This is a genomic window from Luteimicrobium sp. DT211, from assembly GCF_049844995.1.
In the GTDB taxonomy this organism is placed as follows: Bacteria; Actinomycetota; Actinomycetes; order Actinomycetales; family Cellulomonadaceae; genus Luteimicrobium.
On sequence record NZ_JBNCMC010000003.1, the window covers coordinates 294,366 to 305,347 of the forward strand.

Genomic DNA, 10,982 nt, shown 5'->3' on the forward strand with positions numbered 1-10,982 from the left:
GGCGCCGGAGCGCGCGCGGTGGAGGGATTGTGGAGATGGGTTCTCTGTGGACCGGGCCAGGACGTCAGCCCAGGCGGAGCCGGTCGAGCACCCCGGCGAGCCGCGTGTCGTCGGCCGTCGCGGACAGCTCGGCGGCGGCGTCGGCGGCCCGCTCCTTGGCTGCGGCGATCCCGTCCCGCCCGAGGCGGCGGACCGACGCCGCGCACGTCGCCGCGAAGACGTCGACCGCGACGACGCCGAGCCCGTAGGTCCGCACGAGCCGCTCGGCCTGCGCCGCGGGCCCCACGGACAAGGCGCACCGCGCCTGCACCGCGGCGAGGAGGAACGAGGGGAGCGCGGCGCACGCCTGCGTCGTCGTCGGGGGTACCCACCACGCCGCGACGTCGTACCCGTGGAGGGCTCCCGGAAGGTCGTCGGGGTCGGGCGCGGGCAGGATCCGCACCTGCGCGAGGTCCTCGGCGTGCTCGTGCAGCCGGCGCAGGACGGCGCCGCCGTCGGGGCCCGGGGCGAGCAGCAGGTCGAGCGTCCAGCCGTCGCCGAGCGCGCGCATCGCGTCGACGGTCGTCTCCAGCCCGGTCCCGACGCGCGCGACGCCGGCGCGGACGATGCGGACCGGGTCGCCGACGGGCGTGGGCTCCAGGTCGGCCAGGGGCCAGGAGTCGCGGACGACGACGACGTCGGGCGCCGGGCTCGGGACCTCCCGTCGCACGAGGTCCGCGAGCGCGCCGGACGACGTGGTCACCGCCGAGCTGCGCGGCAGATCGTCGCGCAGGACACGGAGCAGCGCGTCGCGCTCGAGCGGGGCGAACGGGCCGTGCAGGCCCGCGTCCGGCCACGCCCTGACGTCCGCCCAGATGCGTGCCCCGTCGGCGAGGTGCCGGGCCACGGCCAGGGCCTCGGCGCCGACCGCGACGACGACGTCCCAGCGGTCGCCCGCGAGCGCCGCGGCCGTGGTGCGTGCGGCGGGGGAGCGCAGGAGCGGCGAGACCCCCCGCGCGAGCCAGCCGGTCGCGACGGCGGAGGCGGGCGGGTGCGGGCTGTCGGCGGGTCCCAGGGTCACGTGCCGGACCGGACCCGGCGCGGACGGTCCGTACCCGGCGGTGGTGACGTCGGAGGTGCGCGCGAGGGCGCGCACGAGGCGCCGGACGCGCGCGTCGTCCTGGTGGCGCGTGAACGCCACCACGAGGACGCGCGGCCGGGCGCTCATCCCGCCCGCGGCTCGGTGGGCCGTCGGTCGGGCGTGGCCTCGTGGCCAGCGTCGGCGAGCTGGACGTCGATGCGCTCGCCCTCGACCAGGCGCTGCCAGCGCGCGGGCTCGGACGAGGCGAGCGACGCGACGTCGGGCGTGACGACGACGAGCGAGCCGTCGCGGGCCCAGGCCGCGACGGCGTCGCGGAGGAGGTCGACGGGCTCGCGGGCGACGGTGAGCGCGCGGGCGCCCGGCTCGAGGGCGCCCGCCGGCCCGGCGAGCGCCCAGGCGAGGAGCCCGGCGTGCGGGACGGTCTCGTCGCCGGCGACGAGCGCGGGGGAGGACGGGTCGGCCGGAGGGACGTACCCCAGGACGTCCCCGTAGGTCATGACGGCGGCCGCGGCGTCGACCGCGCCCGCCGGGAGCGGGGCGCCGAAGCTGCGGGCGAGCGGGGCGAGGCTGACGGCGACGACGTCGCGCCCCCGGCCGGCCCACCGGTCCGGACCGTCGGTCACGACGACGTCGGTCGCGCCGGAGTCGGACGCGGCGTCCGGCGTCAGCACGACACCGGCTCCCACACGCCATGCGGCGAGCGCCCAGGTGATGCTCCGCCAGTGCGCAGGAAGATCGATCGTCGCGATGCTTTCCGGGCCGAGATCGAATTCCTCGACGAGGAGGTTCGCGGTCTTGGTGACCCAGTTCGCGAGGACGGCGCCGGAGAGCTCGACGCGCTCGCCTCCGGCCGCGTACCACGTGAGGCGTGGTGCACCGGCCGCCGAGGCGACCCGCGCGAGCAGCCAGGCCGCGTCCCTGCCCGCGGGGGCAGCGGTGCCGTCCGCCCGGGCGACGGTGCTGGTGGGGGGCGGCGCGGCTGGCTCCATGGGCTCAGCCTAGAGCCGGTACGGCGGCGCCGCTCACGTCGAGCGACACGCCGATCTGCACGTGAACTTCACCCCTCGTCCCCGGGGCGCTACCACATTTCGGCTTGACGCTCACGGATGACACGCGTGTAATTCTACCAATGCAGTTTCTTCACGAGGACCGCAGGTAAAGGGGCGAAACATGTGGAACCTTCTCGACGGGGACGGCGGGGTATTCCCGTCCGACGCGACGACGAGCTATGGCGCCGCGCAGGCGCCCGAGGAGCTCGTCCATCACGACCTCGGCCTCGCGCCGGTCGTCTCCCTCTTCGGTGACCTCACCGAGGACGACACGCTGCTGGGCTGGCAGGAGCGGGCGCTCTGCGCCCAGACGGACCCGGAGGCGTTCTTCCCCGAGAAGGGCGGCTCGACGCGCGAGGCCAAGAAGGTCTGCTCGGGCTGCGAGGTCCGCCAGGAGTGCCTCGAGTACGCGCTCGCCCACGACGAGCGGTTCGGGATCTGGGGCGGGCTCTCCGAGCGCGAGCGACGCAAGCTCAAGCGTCGCGCCATCTGATCCACGGCGGCATCGGCACGGGCGGTTCGCGCCTCCCGGCCGCTCCGCCCGCTGTTCCTCCGGGCCGGACGCGGATGCGCCGAGCGTGCGCCGCGCCGACCTCACGAGGTCCCACGGTTCGGCGCGCGGCCGTCGCATGATGGCGGAGCCATGAACGACGCGAGCGCTCTGTCCACGGCGCCGGCGGACGCCGGCGCGTCGATCGTGTCCGCCGTGACGGGCACCGTCCCCGTCGTCGCGAGCGTGACCGCGGTGATCGTCACGCGGGGCGCGAACCCCTGGTTCCGCCGGACCCTGGCCGCGGTCCGCGCGCAGCACCGGGCGCCCACGCGCCTCGTCGTCGTCGACGTCGCCACCTCGAACGCGACGAGCGGCTACGCGGACCTCCAGCTCGGCGACGCGCGGTTCGTGGCCGCGCCCCGGGCGCGCACGTTCGGCGAGGGCGTCACCGCGGCCCTGCGCGAGGAGCCCGACGGCCAGTGGCTGTGGCTCCTCCACGACGACTCGGCCCCCGATCCCGGCGCGCTGGGCGCGCTGCTGCGGGCCGTCGAGCACTCCTCGGCGGTCGCCGTCGCAGGCGCCAAGCAGCGGCGCTGGTCGGCTCACCCCGCTCCCGGGGTGAGCGCGCTCGACCCCGACGCCCGGCGGATCCCGGAGCTGGTCGAGGTCGGGGTCACGACTTCCCGGGCGGGCCGGCGCGTGTCCGTCGTCGAGCCGCACGAGATCGACCAGGGCCAGCACGACGGGCGCGACGACGTCCTCGGCGTCGGGCTCGCGGGCGCGCTCGTCCGCCGCAGCGTGTGGGACGCGCTCGGCGGGACCGACCCCGAGCTCGGCGCCTTCGGCGACGGCCTCGACCTGTGCCGTCGGGCCCGGCTCGCGGGGCACCGCGTGGTCGTGGTGCCGGGCGCCGTCGTCGAGCACGCGCAGCTGGCCCTGCACCGGGTCGACCCGGCGGACCCCGCCCGGCTCGACGACCCGGACCTCGAGGACGCCGCCGACGAGTCGTTCGGGGCGCGGAGGCGCAGCGAGGTCTACCTGCGGCTCGTCGGGGCGCCGCTCGCGCTCCTGCCCGCCCTCGTCGTGTGGCTCGTCGTCTGCGCGCCGTTCCGCGCGATGTACCGGCTCGCCCTCAAGCAGCCCGCGCACGCCCGCGACGAGCTGCTCGCACCGCTGCTCGTCCTCGTCCGGGTGCCGGGGCTGGTCCGGGGGCGCCGGTCGGCGCGTCGCACCTCGACGGTGCCGCGGCGTGCCGTCCGACCCCTGCAGCAGGACTGGCGCGAGGGAGCGGCGCGACGGCGCGAGCGGCGGCTCGGCGCGGCCGAGCAGCGGCGGTCGACCTTCGCGCCCAGCGAGCTCGAGCGCGCGGAGCTCGCCCAGCTCGCCACCCGGCGCCGGGTGGCGCTGGGCGTGGTCGCGCTCGCGCTCGTCGTCCTGACGGGCCTCGTCTTCGCCTCGTTCACGGGGGCGCTCGCCTCGGGCGAGCGGCTCGTCGGCGGCGCGCTTCTGCCCGCGTCGTCGAGCTGGGGCGAGCTGTGGTCCGCCGCGACGAGCGGCTGGGTGCAGTCCGGGTTCGGCCACGCGGCCCCCGCGGACCCCGTGCTCGCCGTCGTGCTCGGCGCGTCGGTGCTGACCCTCGGGCACGTGCAGGTCGCCGTGAACCTCCTGATCGGCGCGTCGTTCCTCGCCGCCGGCCTCGGTGCGTGGTTCGCGGCCGGCGCTCTCACCCGGTGGAACCCCGCTCGCGCGTGGGCCGCGCTCGTCTGGGCCGCGTCGCCCGCCCTGCTGCTCGCCGTCGGGCAGGGGCGGCTGGGCGCGCTCGTGGCCCACGCCGCGCTGCCGTGGTTCGTCCTCGCGACGGTACGCGGGGTCGGCGTCGTCGTGGACGACCGCATCGCGCCCGCCGCGGGGCCGCTCGACGCGACGGGGCGCGGGCCGGCGCGACGGCTCGGGTCGCCGTCGCTCGGGGCCCTGGCCGCGGCCGCCCTGCTGCTCGTCCCCGTTGCCGCGGGCGCGCCCGCGCTGCTCGCCGTGTGCGTCGCGGCCGTGGTCGTCGCCGCCGTCGCGACCGCGGTCACCTCGGCCCGGCCGAGACGCTACCTGCGGCTCCTGCTCGTCCCCGTCCCCGCGCTCGTCGTCCTCGGACCGTTCCTGTGGCACGTCGGGCGCACCTGGGGGCGGCAGGGCGGCGGCTGGCGCCTGCTGCTCGCCTCACCCGGCAACCCCACCGGCTACGACGACGCGGCGCCCTGGCAGAGCGCGCTGGGCTGGCCTGTCCCGCCGTCGGCGGCGCTCGGCACGTCGGGGACCTGGGTGACGGTCGTCGCCTGGGCGTTCGCCGGGTCGGTCGCCGCGGTCGCGGTCGTGGCGCTGGTGCGGTCGCGCAGGCCCGTCGCGGTGCGGGTCGCCTGGCTGCTCGCGGCCGTCGGGCTCGCGCTGGCCGTCGCCGCGCCCCTGGTGACCGTCGCGACGAGCGCGTCCGGCCTGGTCCGTGCGTGGCCGGGGCCCGGGACGAGCCTCGTCCTCGCCGGGCTGCTCGGCGCCGCCCTGCTCGGGCTGCCCGAGCGCACCGTGCTCCGCGGCCGGTACGACGAGCGGCACCGCGGCCGCGAGACCCTCCGAGGCGCCGTCGTCGTGCTGGCCCTCGCGCTGCCGTGCGCGGCGGTCGGGACGTGGGTCGCGCACGAGGTCGACGGCACCCACCACACCGTCGGCGACCTCGCGCTCACCGGCACGCCCGTGGTGCCGCCCGTGGGCCAGCAGATGCAGGCGTCGGGCGCCCGGCTGCTCCTGCTCGACGCGGCACCCGCCGCGGCGCAGCCCGACGCGACGCCGACCGTCCGGTACACGCTGCCGCGCGCCGACGGCACGCAGCTCGTCGACGCGTCGGTCGTCGTCGACGGGCGGGCGGCGCGCGCCGCGCTCGAGGGCAGGACACCCGCGCCGTCCGCTCCCGAGGCGCAGCTCGCGCAGGTCGTGGCGCAGCTCGCGGGCGACGGCGTCGCACCGTCGTCGCGGGGCCTCGCCGACGCGATGTCCGACCTCGGGATCGGCGGCGTGCTCCTGCCGGCGGACGGCACCGGCGGGTCCGCCCGGTCGGCGCTCACCGCGCGCCTCGACACCGTCCCGGGCCTCGCCCGGGTCACCGAGGGCCAGGCGTCCGTGCTGTGGCGGGTCGCGCTCCCCGGGGCGAGCGCCGCGCAGACGTCCACGAGCGGCGCCTGGGCCACCCTGCGCGACGCCGACGGCACGGTGCTCCGCTCCCTGTCGTCGCAGGACGCCGGCGTCGACGCGACGCTCCCCGCGCGCAAGGACGCCACCACGCTCGTCCTCGCCTCGCACGCCCACGACCACTGGCGCGCGACCCTCGACGGGCACGCGCTCGCGCGGGCGGGCGGCGACGACTGGCAGCAGGAGTTCACGGTGCCCGCGGGCCAGGCCGGACACCTCGTCGTCGCCTACGACGCCCCGCACCGCGCCCTCTGGCTGTGGTCCTCCGGCGTGCTCCTGCTCGTGGTGGTGCTGCTCGCGCTGCCCGTGCGCCGTCGACGGGCGGTGCTGCGGTGAGGGGGCTGTGGCGCCGGGCGGCGCTCGGCGGGACGGGGCTCGTCGCGGTCGCGCTGGTGGCCGGGGGCGCGGCGCTCGCTCCGCACGTGCTGCCCGACCCGGAGGCCGCGCGGTCCGACGGGGCAGCCCACCGGACATCGACCGTCGACGTGGCGCCCGGCGACCGGATGCTCGTGTGCCCCGCGCCCGCGCGTCTCACCGACCCCGACTCGGGCGGCGACGCCCAGTTCCGCGCCTCGCCCGTCCCGACGACGTCACAGCTCGGCGCGCTCGCCCTCGCCTCCGGCGCGGGCACGCTGCGGGCCCTCGACGGCACCAAGACCGGCGACCTCGCGGCCGCGCCCGGCGGCGACGGCGCGAGCGTCCTGCGGCAGGGCTCGCCGCTCCCGGGCGGCCTCGCGCTGCGCGCTACCGCCCCCGACGACGGCGCCGACCGGCTCGCCGCGGCCGTCTCCTCCACGACGTCGTCGGGCGACCTGCGGGGGCTGGTCGCCGCGAGCTGCCAGACCCCCGGGACGATCACCTGGCTCGCCGGGGGCGACACCAAGGTGGGCAGCAGCACCCAGCTCGTCCTGCAGAACCCGGGGCTCACGCCTGCGACGGTCAGCGTGCGGGCGTGGGGGCCCGACGGCGAGCTCCCGCTCGCGAGCTCGGCCTCCCTGGTCGTCCCGGCGGGCAAGGAGGTCGTCCGGCTCCTCGAGGCCGCGGCGCCCGGCGTCGACCGGCTCGTCGTGAAGGTCAAGGCGTCCGGCGGCCTCGTGGGCGCCTACCTCCAGCACTCCACGCTGTCGGGCATCGTCCCGCAGGGCGTCGACGACGTCGTCGCGGGGTCCGCGCCCGCACGGCACCTCGCGCTCGCGGGCGTCGTGGGCCGCGGCGAGGCCATCTCGGACGCACGGGCGCCGGTCCTGCGCCTGCTCGCGCCGAGCCACGCCGCGAAGGCCACCGTCAGCCTGTGGGGGCCGTCGGGCCGCGTGCACCTGCGCGGCGCGGAGCAGGTCGCCCTCGACGCCGGGCAGGTCGTCGACGTGCCGCTCGGCGGGCTGCCGGCGGGGACCTACACCGTCAGCGTCGACGCCGACCAGGGCGTCGTCGCGGGCGTCGTCGAGCAGCGGCCTGGCACGACCGGCGCGGCGGGGCAGCCGTCCCCGGCCGACGCGCGGACCCCCTGGGACCGGGCGTGGGTGCCCGCGCAGGCGGTCCCCGACGCGGAGGCCGCGGCGTCGGGCGGGGGATCGATCGGTGCGGGGCCCGTCGACGCGGGCGAGGTCGCGCTCCCGCGCGGCACGGCCGACGCAGTCGTCCTGTCCGCGCTCCCCGCGGACCGCTCGGCCGACGCGAAGGCGACGGGCTCGGTGAAGGCGACGGTGCGGCTGTTCGACGCCACGGGCGCGCAGGTGGCGAGCCGCGCGACGACCGTCGAGGCGGCGAAGACCGCGGTGCTCGACCTCGCGGCGCTCGCGCCGGGCAAGGACCTCGCCGGCGTCGCCGTCGACGCGGTGACCCCGAGCGGTGGGGCGGCCCTCGCCTGGGGCGTCGTGGCCTCGGTGGGGGCGCCGTCGTCGGGGGTGCCGGCGGGGGGAGCGAACGGTCAGCTCGTGTCGGTGCTCGCGCCGGTGGCGAGCGTCCGGTCCGGCGGCACCGTCACGGCCCAGGAGGACCCGACGCTCGGCCTGCCCTGATGCGACCTGTCAGAACCTGGTGAGCCTCCGGGCTCACGAGCCTCTGACAGGTCAGTCGCCCTCGTAGCGCGGGTCGATGTCCTCCGGCGGGCGCGACAGCAGGTGAGCGACCTGCTCGACGACGACGTCGCGGACCAGGTCGGCGAGGTCGTCGTCGTCGAGGGCACGCGCCTCGACCGGCCGGCGGTAGACCACGACGCGCGCGGGCTGCCCCGACTCGGCCGGGAAGCACCGCCCGAGAGGGACCGTGCCGTCCTCCCACGGCGCCGGGTCCGACGGCGGCACGTCCTCGACCGCGAACTCCGTCCCGTCGAGCTGGTCGCCCCACCGCGACTCGAGCCGCTCGACGGTCGCGAGGACGAGGTCGTCGAACCGGTCGGCCCGGGTCCGGGCAGCCGGCACGCCGGGCGGCAGGAGCGGCCCCCGCGGCCCCCGGCCCCGGCGGTCGCGGCGACGCGGGAACGGTCGGGGGGCGGCGCCGTCGGACGGCACCGGCACCGGCAGCGGCCGGGCGGCCGCGCCGTCATCGGGGCCGGGGAAGGCGGGGAAGTCGCTCACCCCACGAGCCTAGCCACGGTCGCCCGGGTGCGCGGGCGGCGTGGGAGGCGCGCGCGACCCGCGCGGCGGAGTACCGTTCCCTCCGTGCAATCGGTCAGGCAGTGCTCGCGGACGGCGTGCACGGGAGCAGCGGTCGCCACGCTCACCTACGTCTACGCGGACTCCACCGCGGTCCTCGGCCCGCTCGCGCACTACGCCGAGCCCCACAGCTACGACCTGTGCGCCGACCACGCCCAGAAGCTCACGGTGCCCCGGGGCTGGGACGTCGTGCGCCTGGCCGACCGCTTCGAGGAGCCCCCGCCCAGCCCCGACGACCTGTCCGCCCTCGCGGAGGCCGTCCGGCGCGCCGGCGCCGCCCAGCCCGCACCGCCCGAGCCAGCGCCCGACGGCACGCGCCGAGCCCACCTACGGGTGCTCCGCCAGGCCGACTGAGCGTCGTCCGGCCGGTGCCCGACGCCGGCGGTTCAGCCGCAGTTCACCGCCCGGTGCCGGGGTGTGAGGGGCGCGTGCAGAAGCCCGTGGGGGGCCGTCGTGCGCCTGCGCGCCGTGGTTCGCTGTCGCCATGTCGCACCACGCGCCCGGGCGGGATCCGGCAGGGTTCCTGACGTGGCTCGTCCGGCCCGCCGCGCGGCGCCTCGACGCGCGGGTGCGCACGCTCGCCCGCGAGGAGCTCGCCGGCCCGACCGCACGCCAGGCGACGCGCGAGGACGAGCTGACGCGCCGGCTCCAGGAGGCGCACGACGATCTCGCCGACCTCCGGGCCGCGGTCGGCACGCTCCAGGAGCGCGAGCGGTCCCTGGCCGCCGCCGTCGAGGAGGAGCGGGCCCGCGGCGAGGGGCTCCGGGCCCGGCTCGCGGCCCAGGCCGCCCGGACGGCCGCGCTCGGCGTCGTCACCGAGGAGCGCCTCGCCCGGCTCGCGCTCGCCGGCCGCCGGCTGCCGCGGGGCCTCGTCGACGCGTACCTCGCGGGCCTGCGCCCGCCCCCCGAGCCGACGGCCCGGCTCGTCGCCGCCCGCGAGCGCGCCACCGAGCTCGCCGCCCAGGCCGCCCACGCGGCCGCGCTCGACGTCCTCGCCGACGTCGCCGACGAGCCGGGGGTCCTCGACTACGCGACCGTGTTCCTCGTCGTCGACCTCCTGCGGGCCACGAGCCGGTACGACGCCGCGCGGGACGCCGTGCGCCTCGCCGGGACCGGTCCGCAGGCGCTGACCCGCGCCGCGCTCACGCGGGCCCAGCTCGGCTGGCTCGTGCACGACTACCCGGCCGGCGCCGCCGCCGCGCGCAGCGTCCTCGAGACCGACCCCGACCACGCTCTCGCGCGGACCTGGCTGCGCCGCAACGAGGAGCCGGTCACCCCGCGCACCCGGCCGCCCCACGTGCCGCCCGCCGGCGGCGTCGGGCACGCGGCCCTGTACCTGCCGGACGGCGGGAACTTCGGCGACGTGGTCCTGCCGCACGCGGTCCGGCGGAGCATCGAGGCCGCAGCGCCCGGGGACGCCCCGCCCGACTGGGTGCCCTTCCACGTGCACCAGGTCTTCGACGACGAACGCGTCGAGCTCGCGAACGCCCAGCGCGCGCTGGTGGTCGGGGGAGGCGGGCTGTTCCTGCCCGACACGGCCCCGAACGGGAACAGCGGCTGGCAGTGGAACGTGCCGCGCGCCTCGCTCGAGCGGCTCGAGGTGCCGCTCCACGTGTTCGCGGTCGGCTACAACCTCTTCCGCGGGCAGTCGTTCCCGACCGCCCTGTTCCGCGACAGCCTCGAGGTGCTCGCGGAGCGGGCCGCGCAGGTCGGGCTGCGCAACCACGGCTCGATCGAGCGCGTGCGCGAGCTCCTGCCGGCCGCGCTGCACGACAAGGTCACCTACGTGCCCTGTCCGACGACGCTCCTCCGCCGCATCCTGCCCGACCCGCCCGACGGCGAGCCGGGGTCGGGGCGCGTCTACCTCAACGCCGCCTTCGACCGAGCCGAGCGCCGGTTCGATGGCGGCTACCCGCGGTTCCTCGAGGCCATGGCCCGCTACGTGACGGGGCTGCGTGCGCACGGTGCCGACGTCGCGCTCACGGCCCACCTGGACTCCGACGCTCGCCTCGCCACCGACCTCGCCGCGGCCCACGGGCTCGACGTGCCGGTGGTCGCGATGCACGCGATGACGCCGGACGAGGGCTACCGCGTCTACGCGGACGCGTCGCTCGTCGTCGGCATGCGGGGGCACGCCACGATGATCCCGTTCGGGCTCGGCACGCCCGTCCTCAGCATCGTCTCGCATCCCAAGACGCGGTACTTCCTCGACGACGTACGGCGACCTGAGTGGGGCTTCGAGGTGAACGACGACGGGCTCGCCGATGAACTCTTGGAACGTTCGCTCGATGTGCTCGCGAGAGAGCCTGAGTACCGCCAGGACGTGAGTAATCTCCAGGCAGACCTGTGGGAGGACGTACGTGCCGCGGCGCGTCGCGTGCTCCCGGACCTGCACGAGAAGGTCCCGTCCGGCGGCTGACGAGCAGCCGCCGTCGTCGAGCGTCGGAGGACCGAGGAAGGGCCCGCGCAGGGCC

At 77.8% G+C, this 10,982-nt stretch carries 8 protein-coding genes; 5 read left to right on the plus strand and 3 right to left on the minus strand.

What is annotated here, in order from left to right:
• Positions 1 to 64: 64 nt before the first annotated feature.
• Both ACLQ14_RS09175 and ACLQ14_RS09180 read right to left on the minus strand, forming a co-directional pair.
• Positions 65 to 1,207 carry a hypothetical protein gene (locus ACLQ14_RS09175; protein WP_425812159.1) on the minus strand — a complete coding sequence of 381 codons (1,143 nt, stop codon included), beginning with the start codon at positions 1,205 to 1,207 and terminating at the stop codon, positions 65 to 67.
• A complete protein-coding gene (locus tag ACLQ14_RS09180) occupies positions 1,204 to 2,070 on the minus strand; it encodes a TIGR03089 family protein (protein WP_425812161.1) in 867 nt (288 codons plus the stop codon). Before ACLQ14_RS09180 ends, ACLQ14_RS09175 begins: the two co-directional genes overlap by 4 nt.
• A 334-nt stretch (positions 2,071 to 2,404) precedes the next feature.
• Here ACLQ14_RS09180 and ACLQ14_RS09185 point away from each other — a divergent pair, with 334 nt between their 5' ends.
• The 3 genes from ACLQ14_RS09185 to ACLQ14_RS09195 all read left to right on the plus strand — a co-directional run bounded on the left by ACLQ14_RS09185 (position 2,405) and on the right by ACLQ14_RS09195 (position 7,872).
• Complete coding sequence (locus ACLQ14_RS09185; protein ID WP_425812868.1) at positions 2,405 to 2,623, plus strand: WhiB family transcriptional regulator; 219 nt, start codon at positions 2,405 to 2,407, stop codon at positions 2,621 to 2,623.
• Positions 2,624 to 2,773: 150 nt separating this feature from the next.
• A complete protein-coding gene (locus ACLQ14_RS09190) occupies positions 2,774 to 6,190 on the plus strand; it encodes a glycosyltransferase family 2 protein (protein ID WP_425812163.1) in 3,417 nt (1,138 codons plus the stop codon).
• On the plus strand, positions 6,187 to 7,872 hold the full coding sequence (locus ACLQ14_RS09195; RefSeq protein WP_425812165.1) for a DUF5719 family protein: 1,686 nt from the start codon (positions 6,187 to 6,189) through the stop codon (positions 7,870 to 7,872). The genes ACLQ14_RS09190 and ACLQ14_RS09195 overlap by 4 nt, the downstream gene beginning before the upstream one ends.
• A gap of 51 nt (positions 7,873 to 7,923) precedes the next feature.
• Here ACLQ14_RS09195 and ACLQ14_RS09200 read toward each other — a convergent pair whose 3' ends face one another.
• Entirely contained in the window at positions 7,924 to 8,430 is a 507-nt protein-coding gene (locus ACLQ14_RS09200) for a metallopeptidase family protein (RefSeq protein ID WP_425812167.1), read from the minus strand.
• Positions 8,431 to 8,514: 84 nt separating this feature from the next.
• Between ACLQ14_RS09200 and ACLQ14_RS09205 the strand changes: the two genes are divergently transcribed.
• The gene (locus ACLQ14_RS09205) at positions 8,515 to 8,862 is read left to right on the plus strand and encodes a DUF3499 domain-containing protein (protein WP_425812169.1); all 348 of its coding nucleotides are present in this window, start codon (positions 8,515 to 8,517) and stop codon (positions 8,860 to 8,862) included.
• A 130-nt stretch (positions 8,863 to 8,992) separates the two neighbouring features.
• The gene (locus ACLQ14_RS09210; protein ID WP_425812171.1) at positions 8,993 to 10,927 is read left to right on the plus strand and encodes a polysaccharide pyruvyl transferase family protein; all 1,935 of its coding nucleotides are present in this window, start codon (positions 8,993 to 8,995) and stop codon (positions 10,925 to 10,927) included.
• Positions 10,928 to 10,982 lie beyond the last annotated feature (55 nt).